Annotated in this window: 14 protein-coding genes; 3 read left to right on the top strand and 11 right to left on the bottom strand. The window is 58.0% G+C overall.

Annotation, left to right across the window (positions count from 1 at the left end):
- Nucleotides 1–251 precede the first annotated feature (251 nt).
- Together DM806_RS17540 and DM806_RS17535 are read left to right on the top strand one after the other, a co-directional pair.
- On the top strand, nucleotides 252–932 hold the full coding sequence (locus DM806_RS17540; protein ID WP_179044484.1) for a TetR/AcrR family transcriptional regulator: 681 nt from the start codon (nucleotides 252–254) through the stop codon (nucleotides 930–932).
- 32 nt (nucleotides 933–964) lie between these two features.
- Nucleotides 965–1,756, top strand: coding sequence for an SDR family NAD(P)-dependent oxidoreductase (locus tag DM806_RS17535; protein ID WP_179044468.1), 792 nt, complete (start codon nucleotides 965–967; stop codon nucleotides 1,754–1,756).
- A 7-nt stretch (nucleotides 1,757–1,763) separates the two neighbouring features.
- Here DM806_RS17535 and DM806_RS17530 read toward each other — a convergent pair whose 3' ends face one another.
- From DM806_RS17530 to DM806_RS17500, 7 genes are all read right to left on the bottom strand, one after another.
- Nucleotides 1,764–2,159, bottom strand: a complete 396-nt coding sequence (locus tag DM806_RS17530) for a MaoC family dehydratase (RefSeq protein WP_218647542.1) — start codon at nucleotides 2,157–2,159, stop codon at nucleotides 1,764–1,766.
- The gene (locus DM806_RS17525; protein WP_179044467.1) at nucleotides 2,147–2,545 is read right to left on the bottom strand and encodes a hypothetical protein; all 399 of its coding nucleotides are present in this window, start codon (nucleotides 2,543–2,545) and stop codon (nucleotides 2,147–2,149) included. The genes DM806_RS17530 and DM806_RS17525 overlap by 13 nt, the downstream gene beginning before the upstream one ends.
- Nucleotides 2,542–2,934, bottom strand: a complete 393-nt coding sequence (locus tag DM806_RS17520; protein ID WP_179044466.1) for a Zn-ribbon domain-containing OB-fold protein — start codon at nucleotides 2,932–2,934, stop codon at nucleotides 2,542–2,544. Before DM806_RS17520 ends, DM806_RS17525 begins: the two co-directional genes overlap by 4 nt.
- Nucleotides 2,935–2,936: 2 nt before the next feature.
- Complete coding sequence (locus DM806_RS17515; RefSeq protein ID WP_179044465.1) at nucleotides 2,937–4,085, bottom strand: thiolase family protein; 1,149 nt, start codon at nucleotides 4,083–4,085, stop codon at nucleotides 2,937–2,939.
- On the bottom strand, nucleotides 4,082–5,299 hold the full coding sequence (locus tag DM806_RS17510) for a CaiB/BaiF CoA transferase family protein (RefSeq protein WP_179044464.1): 1,218 nt from the start codon (nucleotides 5,297–5,299) through the stop codon (nucleotides 4,082–4,084). Before DM806_RS17510 ends, DM806_RS17515 begins: the two co-directional genes overlap by 4 nt.
- A gap of 67 nt (nucleotides 5,300–5,366) precedes the next feature.
- Nucleotides 5,367–6,512, bottom strand: coding sequence for an FAS1-like dehydratase domain-containing protein (locus DM806_RS17505; RefSeq protein WP_179044463.1), 1,146 nt, complete (start codon nucleotides 6,510–6,512; stop codon nucleotides 5,367–5,369).
- A 40-nt stretch (nucleotides 6,513–6,552) separates the two neighbouring features.
- Complete coding sequence (locus DM806_RS17500; protein ID WP_179044462.1) at nucleotides 6,553–7,161, bottom strand: glutathione S-transferase family protein; 609 nt, start codon at nucleotides 7,159–7,161, stop codon at nucleotides 6,553–6,555.
- Between the two features lie 464 nt (nucleotides 7,162–7,625).
- Between DM806_RS17500 and DM806_RS17495 the strand changes: the two genes are divergently transcribed.
- Complete coding sequence (locus DM806_RS17495) at nucleotides 7,626–9,143, top strand: AMP-binding protein (RefSeq protein ID WP_179044461.1); 1,518 nt, start codon at nucleotides 7,626–7,628, stop codon at nucleotides 9,141–9,143.
- Between the two features lie 20 nt (nucleotides 9,144–9,163).
- Here the strand turns inward: DM806_RS17495 and DM806_RS17490 are convergent, their stop codons facing one another.
- The 4 genes from DM806_RS17490 to ribB are packed head-to-tail and all read right to left on the bottom strand — an operon-like array spanning nucleotide 9,164 to nucleotide 13,048.
- Nucleotides 9,164–10,105 carry an LLM class F420-dependent oxidoreductase gene (locus DM806_RS17490; protein WP_179044460.1) on the bottom strand — a complete coding sequence of 314 codons (942 nt, stop codon included), beginning with the start codon at nucleotides 10,103–10,105 and terminating at the stop codon, nucleotides 9,164–9,166.
- A gap of 28 nt (nucleotides 10,106–10,133) precedes the next feature.
- Nucleotides 10,134–11,063, bottom strand: a complete 930-nt coding sequence (locus DM806_RS17485; RefSeq protein ID WP_179044459.1) for an alpha/beta hydrolase — start codon at nucleotides 11,061–11,063, stop codon at nucleotides 10,134–10,136.
- Nucleotides 11,060–12,355 carry an LLM class flavin-dependent oxidoreductase gene (locus DM806_RS17480; RefSeq protein ID WP_179044458.1) on the bottom strand — a complete coding sequence of 432 codons (1,296 nt, stop codon included), beginning with the start codon at nucleotides 12,353–12,355 and terminating at the stop codon, nucleotides 11,060–11,062. The genes DM806_RS17485 and DM806_RS17480 overlap by 4 nt, the downstream gene beginning before the upstream one ends.
- Before the next feature lie 36 nt (nucleotides 12,356–12,391).
- A complete protein-coding gene (gene ribB / locus DM806_RS17475) occupies nucleotides 12,392–13,048 on the bottom strand; it encodes a 3,4-dihydroxy-2-butanone-4-phosphate synthase (RefSeq protein ID WP_218647541.1) in 657 nt (218 codons plus the stop codon).
- Nucleotides 13,049–13,168 lie beyond the last annotated feature (120 nt).

Raw genomic sequence — 13,168 nt, 5'->3', positions numbered from 1 at the left:
TTGCATAGCGCCTATACGCAAGCTCACGAATCCCGGCGGCGACAGCATCCCCGCAAATTCAAGAATTCGTCTTTTAGACCGGCAAAATGAATTCGGTGGTTCATGATTCACCAAATGCTATTGATCGTGGTCGGCGGCTTCTGTAGATGTTGGTAATCACCCCTTTGGTTGCCGGGCGGACTGGCCGTTCGGGAAACAATCAGGGGGGTGTCGCCAGCGATTTTCGGTGAGGAACGCGTCCATTGACTACCATGAATGCCGCAACTGTGAAGGTCGCAACGAAGCAACCCGGATCGCGAAAATCCCGCCGGTTGAATCTGACCCGTGCGGAGCGGTCTGATCTCGTGAAGCGGCGCTTGTTTGATGCTGCGATTAAAGTTGTCGGCGAGAACGGTTATGCCGAAGCCTCTGTGTCCCGGATCACACGGCTTGCAGGCGTGGCTCAAGGGACCTTCTATAATCACTTTCCGAACCGGCAGGATTTGCTGGATCAACTGCTTCCCACGGTAGGCGAACGTATGCTCGCCTACATCGGCGAGCGAATCGGCGGCATCGCTTCAGAAACCGAAAAGGAGGTTGCCAGGTTTCGCGCGTTTTTCGACTTTCTCGTCGAGGTTCCTCAGTTCATGCGCATTCTTAATGAAGCGCAAATTTTCGCTCCGGTCGGATATCAGCAGCATATAGATTCGGTTTCGAAAAATTACATGCGGGCCCTCCGGCGTGGCGGTATGGATGGATCGAGTTTTTCGCCGGCCGAGCTAGAGGTGATAGTGCATATCATGTTGGGCGCCCGCAATTACCTGAGCCATCATTACAGCTATACCGACAGTAAGGTTCATGCGCCTGATGAGGCTGTATTTACCGCGTATGAAAAATTCATCCGTTTCGGCGTGTTCTGGAAACAAACCGAGGATGCCATCGGCCCAGGCTAAATCGCAAGACCCCCTCCGGAAAGCCAATTTAAATGTCCATGCACAAACCAGAGCGATCCGAGCTTATCCTGATTAGTGGCGGCGCCAGCGGCATAGGCGCGGCCTCCGCTGCGCGCTTTGCAGATGGAGGGGCGACTGTCGTTGTCGTCGACAGGAATGTTGATGCGGCCCAGTATGTAGCGTCCGCCGTGGGGGGGCATGCCTATTTGCTCGATGTCTCCGTAGATGAAGCTGTGGACGCTACCTTGGAAACGATAGAAGCTTCGCTAGGTCCTATCGACCGCTTCGTACATTGTGCAGGACCGCTGCAGAATATGGACCGCCCGGAATCCCTGACGATGCGCGTCTGGGATCGCATAACGAACGTGCATTTACGCGGAAGCTACCTGATGGCGACGGGTGTTGGTAGCCGTATGGCACGACGCGGGCACGGAAGCATCGTTTTGATCTCGTCCGTTGTCGCAATGCAGGCGGCTCCTCTTCATGCGTACGGACCAGCGAAGGCAGCAGTTCTTAATCTGGCGCAAGGGCTTGCGGCGGAATGGGGGCCGTATGGGGTGCGCGTCAATTGCGTCTCTCCCGGATTCGTCGAAACGCCGGCGACAGCGCGTGGCTTCGAACAGGGCGTCCTCGATCAGGAACGTCTGATCGCGAGCTCCGCGCTGCGCCGCCTTGTGACGACTGACGATGTCGTGTCGGCGATAGAGTTTCTGCTGATGGACAGCGCATCGGCTATTACCGGGTGCAATCTGCCGGTCGATGCCGGCTTCTTGGCATCATCGTCCTGGGCTGCTTATGGAGCACGCCCCGGAGCGAACGAATAGAGTTCGATTATCTCGCCGTCAGTGCCACCCTGCCCTCGATAACGACCACATCATCCTGATTGCGGACCCAGACCTGATAAGCCCCTCCCTCTTCCTCGAGGATACCCCCGGCCGAGATAAGATCGTCGACCCGCACGGGCCTGCGGAAACGGATGTCCAGCTCCGCGCCGGGAAGACGATCGCGCCCGATGCTGGCCTCTAGCGATTGCCAGATGAGATTGAGCGACAACGTCCCATGAGCGATGACGCCGCCCATCTCGGTGCCGGCCGCAAAAACCGGGTCGACATGGATCGGGTTATAATCGCCGGTGACGGCGGCATAACGCGTGATCGCCTCTTGCGTGACAGACAAACTAACCTCTGCCAGGGTCGGGACCAAGTGCAGCACGTTCAGGCCGCCCAATAAAGAGTGATGAGGCCGTCGAACAGCCGGCGTCGATCCGCGCCCAGGCCCGTCGCCTGCAGCTCTACTACCCTGCGTACGCCTTTCACATGCTTGGCGAGGCACATTATCTCGATCGTCACCGCTTCACCTATCATTGCAGTATCTTCTATCCGCATCACCTGATTGACATGCAGATTGCCCGGCGGGCGGGGAGCAACAACCTTGAGATAAGCCTCCATCATCAAAGCGGTGGCCATCGACCATGGCGCCTCGCCTCCCTTCTCAGCATCCCACGGGTATAGTTCAGTCCAGGCCTTTACCTTTTCGTCCGAGATCGGCGTTTCGACCTGCCCCATGACCTTGCCAACTACAAAGTCAGCGAAATGGATGGCTTCGCCAGTCACGGCAGCTTCGCCTGAGGTAGCGTCCATCCGCCGATATCCTGGAAGACCATGACGGTGCGCCCGCCGATCACAACGTCTGCATGATTGCTGTCGATGATATTCGCCATCATTCGAAAGCCCTCATCCAGATCGATCAGCGCGATTATGTAGGGAGACATCGATTTGAACGCCGCGGTTGGTCCGCGAAAGACCTCAGTGAACGAGGCTATAGTCCCCTGCCCCTTGGACACTCTCCACTGGACTAGGCTATCGCACTGAACGCAGGTCGCGCGCGGAAAGAATTGGGATTTTTGGCATTGTTCGCAGAACTGATAGACGAGCTGGTGCCTGGCAGCGGCGTCCCAATAAGGGCGAGTGTCCGCATTGGGGCGCGGGAAAGGAATGTCCATGATTAAACTCTCCCTAGGACAGCCGAACAATGCGCCGACAGGATTCCCCCATCTCCATGCACGAAGGCGAGCCGAGCATCGCTAACCTGTCGTCCGTTCGCATCCCCGCGCAACTGGCGCACGGCCTCGACAATATGGAACATGCCGCCCGCAGCACCGGAATGCGCGTAGGAAAGTAGACCACCATGCGTGTTACACGGCAGGCGGCCACCCAGATCCAGATCGCCTCGCATCGCCGCAAGGCCCGCCTCCCCTTTCTCGAAGAAGCCAATCGACTCCAGCTCGACGAGAAGCGTGATTGTGAAGGAGTCGTATATCTGGGCAACCTGAATGTCTTGCGCCCGGACACCAGCGCGCTCAAAGGCGCGACTCGCCGACTGCTTGCAGCCAAAATCCGTCAGGGAAGGTGCTTGGGTGATATGTTCATGCGTATGGCCTTGCCCTGTTCCCAATATGTCGATCCGTGGCCTCATGCCGCCGTCCATGGCCCTGGGATCACTGATCACAAGGGCGGCACCGCCGTCGGAAATGAGGCAACAATCGAGCAGGCGGAGCGGCGAGGCGATGAGCCGCGAGCTAACGACGTCTGCAATCGTAATTGGTTCACGCCTTTGCGCCTTGTCGTTGCGCGAGGCATGGGTCCTATGCTGGACCGCGATCGCGGCAAGATGTTCGGGCGTGGCACCGAACTCGTTCATATACCGCTGCGCGACGAGCCCATAGGAAGCTGGCACCGATATCCCATATGGGCGTTCAAACTGCTGGTGCCCAACCTCAGCAAGCGCCGAAACGGCACCGTCGCGTCCCATGCCGGTCAAGCGATTGTCACCCGTCACAATCAGCACATGCCGGCACATGCCGCTTTCCACCAGCGCGGCAGCCTGCATGAGCATGATGCACGCTGTCGCGCCACCGGCCTGGATAGCAAAATTCACATTCGGCTGTATCCCGATATGCTCGCAAAATACGGAAGCGAGCATGAGATGTGGCTCCGTGAAGGAATAGGCGCAAATGACGCCGTCAATATCTCCCCTCTTTAGCCCGGCATCTGCGATCGCACCCAGCGCTGCCTCACTGTGCAACCCCATGCAGCTTGATCCGGGCAATTCGCCGACGGCCGTGTCGTACGCCCCGGTGATGCGCGCCTTCATATGTCGCGCACGCCAATGACGCCCGATGCCGCCAAGGCCTCGATCCGCGCATCGTCCAGCCCCAGGAGATCGGCGAAAATCTCTCGCGAATGCTCGGCGAGAAATGGCGCCTCTCCCAGCGGTTCATCAGGCACGCCAGCCATCTTTATCGGATTGCCGAGCACCTTATGCTTGACATTCCCTTCCCCAGCGATGGAATAGAGCATGTTTCGGGGCTCAACCTGCGGGCTCTCCAGGACCTGAGGCAATGTGAAGACGGGCGCGCTCGGCACGCCATGTTCGTGCAGGATACGTACGACCTCGTCGGAATTGCGCTGCCCGGTCCACTCCAGCACGATCTCTTCCAACTCGCTATTGTTAGCGACGCGACTGCGCGCCTCCTTGAAGCGCGGATCGTCGGTGAGGTCCGGCCGACCGATGGCATTGCTGAAACGTCGCCATACGGGCGTGCCGCCAACGGCGATATTGACGAAGCCATCAGCGGTACGAAACGCACCATAGGGCGAACTCGTCCCCGACCGACCACGCGTCGGCGGCTTTCCAGACCACCCGGTAATGGCAAGCGAGAGTTCGTTGAGGAACATCATCGCATCGTGCATCGCCACGTCGACCCGTTGCGCGCCGCCATCGCGCTGGCGCCGGTACAGCGCCGTGACCGTGCCGAGCGCTGCATGGATTGCGGTCACCTGATCGCCCAGCGCCAAACCATTATATCGCGGCTCGTCAATCTCACTCTCGACCCGGAACTGCAGCCCCGCCAAGCCCTGCGCGATGATGTCGAATGCCACCCAGTCGCCCATCGGTCCGTCCGACACCAGATCGTCATGACCGAAGCCCGAGAGCGTGGTGTAAATGACCTCCGGATTCCATTCCTTGAACGTCTCGAAGGTGAAGCCGAGCTTGCGCAGCGACGATGGCTTCATGTTGCTCCAGACCACATCGCACTTGCCAACCAGCCCCTTGATGAGCTCCTTGCCTTCCGGCGCGGCCATGTCGATGGCGACACTCTTCTTGCCCAGCATCACGCGCAGTTCTGAAAGGCTGTGCTGCCCCTCACCATCCTCGCGCGGGCCGATATGCCGCATAGCGTCACCGCTGCCAGGCACTTCCACTTTGATGACTTCCGCGCCGAACCGCCGGAGCATAAGGCTTCCGACATTTCCCGCGTAATATTGCTCGAGTGCGAGAACGCGTATCCCCTCCAGCGGTAGCATTTGCGATCTTCCCTATTTTGATAATGTCATGTCCGGGGCACCGCCGTCAGCAATGCCCCAAGCACAATCAGTCGTTTTTGGACGGCAGCAGGACAGAAGCGGTTCCGGTCGTGTTCACCGTTCCCAACTGATTCTTGCCGATCAGTTCCACGTCAACGATGTTCTTGCCTCCCTCCTGGCGCTTTCCGATCACGGTGCCTGAACACCAGGTGGTATCTCCCATGAGATTTGGCGCGCGAACCCTCACGTCGATGGTATCGAGATGTCCGTGATCGCCGCACCAATCGGTAACGGTCTGGCTAAGCCAGCCGAGCCTGTTCCAGCCATTGTCATAGGCACCCGGCATGCCGACCTGCCTGGCCGTTCTGTCGTCGGTATGCGCAACGCCTGGCCAGGTCTGCTCGATCAGCCATCCCAAACCACGATTGTTCGGCACCAGTTCGGGATGGTGCTGTGCGTTATATCGCGTACGCCACTGCATTTCGCAGGCGACATAGCCCGCGCCGTTCAAGTTGCCAGCATAATAGGACATGTAGGTCGCCATGTTCATTGGCCCCTTCACCCGAGCCGGAAGAATATCACCGACCACCACATCATCCCAATAACGCTTTTCGGCGCCCCGACGGGTTTGCGCAAGTACCTCGGCCTCAATTGCGGCATATTCGGCTTCGGTGTAGGCATAAGGATCGCGTGGCTTGTGCGTGGGACCACCGGCGTCAGCCCGTCGGGGTGTACGAATGGCGCGGCTTTCATATTCGCATAGCAGCTCGCCATCCTTAGTCCGGTATTCGACGCTGCCCACCTGAATGACCATTTTTGAAGCGGTCTTCCCCGACGCTTCGTACATGTCGACCAGCTTGGCGGTCGGCACCACCTCCTCGTCACGTCGGACAAGGCGATGCACCTTGAACCTGCCGCCACCGAAAAACGCCTGCAGGCCATCAAACGCTGGGGTAATGCCGGCGGAAAAGAAGGTATAGAAGAAGGTCGGTGGCGCAACAATACCGCCATAGGGGCTAGTGGCGGCATAATCGGGATCGCACCACAATGGATTGTCGTCGCCTACGCCATAAGCATAATGGCGAATCGCGTCTCGCGATGCTTCGTAGTTATACTGCTGAATGCGCAGCGGCAGATTAAGGTAAGCTCGGGCCTTTTCAAGCTCATCCTCATTGATCTCAGTATTGATTTGAAAAACGTCTGTATCGCTCACTTTACTCTCCTACATCTTGAAAATCGACGTATCACGCTCATCATGAAGCTTGCTCCGGAGCGGTATCAATCATGCTGGGCCGTGTCGCAACTTCCCCGAACCAGGAAGCGAGATCAGGCGCAACATTTCGCCAAGCGAGCGCTGCATGGCGAAAGTCCAGATAGGCGAGCGCGCAAGCGGTCGCGATGCTGCCTGGATCCGGATAGTCCGGGAATTTACGCGCCTGCCGGTCGAGTTCCTCAATGGCGTGTTCGATTGCAATCCGCCATCGCTCGAGCCAATAAGCCGAAGGACTCGCGTCGCTTCGCGCTCGTTCAAAAGTCATCGAGACCGCCGCCTGCATCAGGCCATCGGCTATCGCCTGATTACGCAGCGTACTCCAACGTGGGATTCCGGCCGGCGGGATGCTAGCCGGACCCGGCAGTATCCCGTCCAGATATTCAACGATCAGCGCACTTTCAAAAAGGCTCGAAGCATCAGGCAAGGTCAGGACGGGCACCTTGCCCAGCGGATTGATGGCCCTGAGAGAGGCTGGATTTTCGAGGGGCTGCATGACTTCCTCGGAGACGAGGGTAGCACCTCCCCGTTCGCGGATAAAGACTCGCACCTTGCGCGCGAAAGGGGAATTGGGTGTTAGCGCGAGCTTCACAACGCATCCTTCCAGGCAGAACAGCCGCCAAGTGTGTTTGCGGCACGCCAGCAACCAGTCCGCACATCACGGGCAGCACTCGACGCTCTCTTGACGGGTCCATTCATCGTGTGTGGTCGCCTGTACGATTGCGGCGGCGCGGCAGTTAACCGGCACCAATATGTCCAATAGCCTGATCAGCCCCCTAAGAGTCAAGCATTTTGAACCACCATTCATTTTGCGACCGCCACTCTCCCCGGGAACGCGGCGCGCGCACGCTCGAATATCGCGCCGAAGCACCGATGCATGTTTGCATAAAGTGACGAAACGTGTCATTTCGCGATCAAACGCGCCGCAGAATAGGTTAGAGACGCAATATGAACAATCGGTCATACATATGGCTCTCCAGGTTCGGGCAGGCGGATTGTTCTGGACGTATCGGGCTCCACTCGCGCCTGCCTCGTCCGTGACTTTGAGGTCTTACGATGATCACTCTCAGCAGCTTTATCGCAACCCATGCTAGGCTCACCCCAGAACGCACAGCCATTCGCTATCAAGGCGTGGATATGACCTATCGAGAATTGTCCCGCTCGGTCAATCAGATCGCCCGTCTTCTCTATAATCACGGCCTGCGACCGGGTCAGACCGTTGCATTGCTAATGAAGAACAGCCCGGCCTTCCTTCAGTTCGCCTTTGGCGCAAGCCACATCGGTGCGATCTTCCTCCCGATTAATTTCCGGCTGTCTGCAAGTGAGGTCCGCTACATCCTGTCGGACGCAGAAGCCCGCATTTTGGTTGTTGACGAGGAATTTGAACATCTGGCGGAAGACTTTCCCGGCAGGATCATTCTTGATGCCACAGCGCAAGCGAATGCGACCTGCCTGATCGACGAACCGGTGCAGGACATCGCTGATGCGCCTCATCCGTGTGCGCCAACCGATCTTTTCAGGCTGATGTATACGTCGGGAACAACAGATCGTCCCAAAGGCGTCATGCACAGCTATGAGAACTTTTACTGGAAATCGATTTCGCATGTTCAGGCATTGGGTCTCAATGCTCAGACCCGCCTGCTCGTGGTCGGGCCCCTCTACCATGTTGGCGCCTTCGATCTTCCCGGAATAGCCGTGTTGTGGTTCGGCGGCATGGTCAGCATCCATCGGGACTTTGACCCGGGCGCCGTTCTGGATTCGATAGAGGCCGAGTCTCTCAACGCAGCGTGGCTCGCCCCTGTCATGACCACGGCCCTCCTCACGCATCCGCACGCCAAGGATAGGGACCTTTCCTCTCTGGCGTGGGTCATCGGGGGGGGAGAACGGACCCCGGAGACCCGCATCAGACAATTCGCCGAACTCTTCCCAAAGGCCCGCTATATTGACGCCTACGGCCTCACCGAAAGCTGCAGCGGGGACACGATGATGCCGGCGGGGTTCGAAATATCGAAGATTGGATCTACCGGACTCCCGCTGATGCACGTCTCCCTCTCCATAAGGAACGACGACGGCCGTGAAATGGCGCCCAATCAGGAGGGCGAGGTCTGCCTGCGCGGACCTAAGGTGACCAAGGGCTACTGGAAAGACGAGAAGAAGACACAATCGGCCTTTCATGGCTCTTGGTTCAGGACCGGCGATGTCGGCTATGTGGACGAGGATGGATTTCTGTTTCTGACAGATCGCAAGAAGGACATGATTATCTCTGGCGGCGAGAACATCGCCTCCTCTGAAATCGAGCGAGTTCTGCAAATGCGTCCGGAGATCGCGGAGGTCGCCGTGATCGGCATGCCGGATGCACGGTGGGGTGAGCGCCCGGTTGCCATTTTCGTACCGACAGTCGGAAGTGAGGTCGACGAAGAGATTCTGCGCGCGCACTGTCGCAGCCATCTGGCGGCGTTCAAAATTCCTTCGAAGTTCTTCGCATGCAAAAGTCTCCCTAGAAACCCGTCGGGCAAAATCTTGAAACGAGAACTGAGAGAGTCTCTGCAAGGGGGGAACGGCGGCAAGTCTTGAGAGGAGCGAAGCCGCAGCGATCAAGCTTCGAGCGTGGACACGTGGTGATAGAATTCGGCGATGAGGTCCAGACGGTGGGCTTCGTCCATGCCGATATTACGCTTCGATGGCTCTCCTCCTTTCAACCTGTTCCACATCACCGAGGATTCGGTGTTGAAGGTGAGGCGCGACGCACCCAAGTCCCGCCACATGCGATAGTCTTCCATGCAGTCGGCAACCGAGCGCCCGCGTAGCCTGATGATGCCTTCTACGCCGATAGTTTCAGGATCCCTGCCAGCGAGCGCAGCAGACTCTCTCATTTTGGCGATCGACTCTGCGAGTTGATCGCGCCCAAGTGAGGAGGGAGGATACCAACCGTCCGCCAGTCTCACCACACGATCAAGCAGAGCATCGGCGGCTCCACCCAGCCAGATAGGAATATCTTTGCGAAGAGGCAGCGGATTGATGCCAACGCCAACCAGTTTGTGCCAGCGCCCCTCGAAAGTAACGCTTTCCTGGCTCCATAATAGCCTTAGCAGCGCGATCTGCTCTTCACTGCGTTTGCCTCGGTCATGGAAATTCATGCCTAGCGCTTGATATTCAAGCTCGTTCCATCCTACGCCCAAACCCAGCCGCAGGCGCCCGCCGGAGAGAATGTCGATCTCGGCGGCTTGCTTGGCGAGCAGCACAGTTTGGCGTTGAGGGAGAATGACCACGCCCGTGGACATCTCGATACGGTGGGTGATAGCACTGATATAGCCACATAACGTGAGTGGCTCATGGAACATGTCGTCCTTCGTGTAGATGGGCGGACCACCGTTTCTTGGTTTCCAGTCCGCGTGGACCGCCATGTCGGCCCCGACGACATGATCGTACAGCATCAGATAGTCATAGCCAAGCGCCTCAACCGACTGCACAAATTCCCGGATGACTTGCGGGTTGTCACCAATTTCGATCTGCGGAAATGTGACACCAAGCTTCACCGGCGGATCCTTGACGAGGCTTGGTCTTCTATCGAACCAGCGCGGATATGTTAGTCTCGACGAATCGCGCGATCTCGACGATCGCTTCGGAGGCCAATGGCGATTCCAAAGCGTTCAGCTGAAATACATGGGTCATGCCGGGATAGACTGAGACGCGGACATCTCTTCCCTGTTCGACGGCGCGCTCGGCAAAGCGAGTGGTATCTGCCAGCATGATCTCGCGCGATCCGACCTGCATCAGAAGCGGAGGAAGCGAAGACAGGTCGCCATAAAGCGGCGAGGCCATCGGTGAAAATGGATCGGCGCCGTCAAGGTAGGTGGCAGCCGCATCACGCAATTTCTGTTGCGTTACGACCGGGTCATCAACATCAGGTGCCGAGCCTGTCACCGCAAGGTCAGTCCAAGCGGACAAAGTCACAGCTGCTGCCGGCATGGCGAGTCCCTGCGCAGCAGCCGCCAGCAGCATGGCGAGCACAAGCCCCCCCCCGGCGGAATCTCCCATCACCGCAACGGCGTGGGCAGGAACACGCAAGAGCAGACTGCGATAGGCCTCCACTGCGTCCTCCAGCGCGGACGGGAAAGGATGTTCCGGTGCTAACCGATAGTCAACTACGAAGGCTGGTATGCCCACCGCTGCCACTATGCGCGCGATCAGTGGGCGATGGCTTGCAGGAGAACCCTTGCTCATACCGCTGCCATGCAGAAACAGAATGGCCCCGGATTGCGAGCGCCTTTTCGGCCACAGCCATTCGGAACGGCCCGGACCGTCCGGACAGCGCTCGATCGTCACGTCTCCGATCGGCTCATCGCCCCGCGCATCCATGGTTTGACGCCGTTCAGCCATGTCGGGCGGGGCGTCCATTGCGCCTAACGGCGTACGCAGGTAGCGCACGGTGTATCCGAACACCATGCGCTCCTCCGCACCGGAAAAGGTGCCGCCTTTTCCGGATTTGATCATAGGCGTTCGGCCGCCTTCTCATCATGGACCGTACCCAGGTAGGCCTTGCTGCGATCGAAGCCGCGAACGTAATCCACTGCAGGGAAGATCGGAATGTCTTCGTCAGGGAGACGAAGCGGCCGGCGATCCTTTTTGCGCTCGAACGCCTTTTCGATATAGGGCGCTAGCTCTTCCATTTTCTTGCGCTGCCGCTCTTCCTCGCCCTCATGAAACTCGGGCATAATCTCCTTGGCGAACAATTCCATGGACTCGCAAATATGCTCATGCTTGTTCTTGCCGCCTTGTTGCAGGAGCACCAGCTGATCAACACCCGTCGCCTGAAACTTGCGGATATGCTCGCGCACCTGATCGACCGAACCTATGGCACCGCGGCTGTTCGCCACATTGCGCATGAGCAAGGGATCGAGATCGGCTTTCAGAAGCTCGTCGCGTTTGCTCTGATAGTCCGCCCAGATGTCGCTTCGGCCGGGCTTGTGATCACCAAGCCGATAATAATGGTTGAGCGCGAACTGGAAGAAACGAATGCCGTCCAGAAAGCGATCCATGGCGACATTCTGCTGCTGATGCACGCCAAAGCCAGTCACGAGTAGGACGTTGGGGTTTACCGTGTGGCCGATCGGCACGCACTCGGTCTTAAGTATCTCATAATATTCATCGATCCACTGCTTCGCATCGGCGGGATCGAGGAAGGTGAAAGACATTGCGCCCAGACCGAGACGCGCGGCCAGATGAATGGTCTTCTTGTTGGAACAGGCCACCCACAATGGCGGGTGTGGCTTTTGCACGGGCTTGGGCAGAACATTGCGCGCCGGCATCGAGAAAAATTTCCCCTCATAGCCGGGATATGGGTCCATCGCCATCATATTGGCGATCTGTTCCATCGATTCGGTCCAGGACTCGCGTTTGGTGTCCGGGTCGACGCCATAGCCTTCCAGTTCAATGCGCGAGCCCGACTCCCCCGTGCCGAACTCGAGACGCCCACCCGAGATGATGTCGAGCGTATTAGCGGCCTCGGCGATGCGCGCTGGATGACTAAAGCCGATCGGAAGCTGGCGCACACCATGGCCGATCCGGATACGCTTCGTTCGAGCAGCGGCCGCAGCTAAAAAGACTTCAGGCGCAGTCGAGTGGGAATATTCCTCCATGAAATGGTGCTCAACGGCCCAAACATGGTCGATGCCAAGACGATCAGCGAGTTCGATCTGTTGAAGCGTTTCCTCGAAAAGCTTCTGCTCCCCGCCTTCGACCCATGGACGCGGATGCTCGAGCTCCGCAAAAATTCCGAATTTCATAGGGATATCCTCAGTTATTTTGTGAGAAGGAAAGGTTCAGGCAGCCTTGGAGAACACAGGATCGCCAGGAAGGACCACAGGTGAGCGCATCCGATATTCCACCAGATCAGCAATCGTGATCGTGAGAAGACCGTGCTGCTGGGCGAAATGTTCGAGCTGCGTTCCTCGCGACATCGTTCCGTCGCGGTTCACCAGCTCGCACAGAACGCCGCCAGGCGTAAGTCCGGCTAGCGACGTCAGGTCTACAGCCGCTTCGGTATGGCCCCGCCGGATGAGCGTGCCGCCAGGAACTGCACGAAGTGGGAAAAGGTGACCCGGGCGCGAGAAATCCTCGGCGCGGGCTCCCGGATCGACCAGAGCGCGAATTGTGGCAGCGCGATCGCTCGCGGAGATCCCAGTGGTCGTGCCGATCTTGTAGTCCACGGTTACCGTGAACGCAGTCCGCATCTTGTCATCATTATCAACCACCATGAGCGGCAGCTGTAGCTTATCGAGCCTGTCACCGGTCATACCGACACAGATGACGCCGCTTGTGTGATTAACCATGAAGGCCAGCTTTTCAGGAGTGGCAGCCTCCGCAGCGAGAATGAGGTCGCCTTCATTCTCCCGATCCGCATCGTCCACAACGATCACCAATTCACCCGCTGCGATCGCAGCGATAGCCGTTTCAATCTTGGCGAAGACCATCTTCATCCTCTCGCGCCGATCATGACGCTTTCACGTTCTTGATAAAAAGGTTTTGCACTGAAGGCGCTGGGATCCAACAGTCCAATTCTTATCCTATGACTGGGGGCACCAGTGTAATTTCGAAGC

The sequence above is a fragment of the Sphingobium lactosutens genome (assembly GCF_013393185.1).
In the GTDB taxonomy this organism is placed as follows: domain Bacteria; phylum Pseudomonadota; class Alphaproteobacteria; order Sphingomonadales; family Sphingomonadaceae; genus Sphingobium; species Sphingobium lactosutens_A.
Note: the sequence above shows the minus strand (reverse complement) of the source record. Positions and strands in the feature narration are given on the sequence as shown.

Bases quoted from the DNA above. Each gene is read 5' to 3' on its own strand.
- DM806_RS17515 (WP_179044465.1), bottom strand. From the start codon at position 4,085: ATGAAGGCGCGCATCACCGGGGCGTACGACACGGCCGTCGGCGAATTG.
- DM806_RS17485 (WP_179044459.1), bottom strand. From the start codon at position 11,063: ATGATCAAATCCGGAAAAGGCGGCACCTTTTCCGGTGCGGAGGAGCGC.
- DM806_RS17535 (WP_179044468.1), top strand. From the start codon at position 965: ATGTCCATGCACAAACCAGAGCGATCCGAGCTTATCCTGATTAGTGGC.
- DM806_RS17540 (WP_179044484.1), top strand. From the start codon at position 252: ATGAATGCCGCAACTGTGAAGGTCGCAACGAAGCAACCCGGATCGCGA.
- DM806_RS17495 (WP_179044461.1), top strand. From the start codon at position 7,626: ATGATCACTCTCAGCAGCTTTATCGCAACCCATGCTAGGCTCACCCCA.
- DM806_RS17480 (WP_179044458.1), bottom strand. From the start codon at position 12,355: ATGAAATTCGGAATTTTTGCGGAGCTCGAGCATCCGCGTCCATGGGTC.
- DM806_RS17520 (WP_179044466.1), bottom strand. From the start codon at position 2,934: ATGGACATTCCTTTCCCGCGCCCCAATGCGGACACTCGCCCTTATTGG.
- ribB (WP_218647541.1), bottom strand. From the start codon at position 13,048: ATGAAGATGGTCTTCGCCAAGATTGAAACGGCTATCGCTGCGATCGCA.
- DM806_RS17510 (WP_179044464.1), bottom strand. From the start codon at position 5,299: ATGCTACCGCTGGAGGGGATACGCGTTCTCGCACTCGAGCAATATTAC.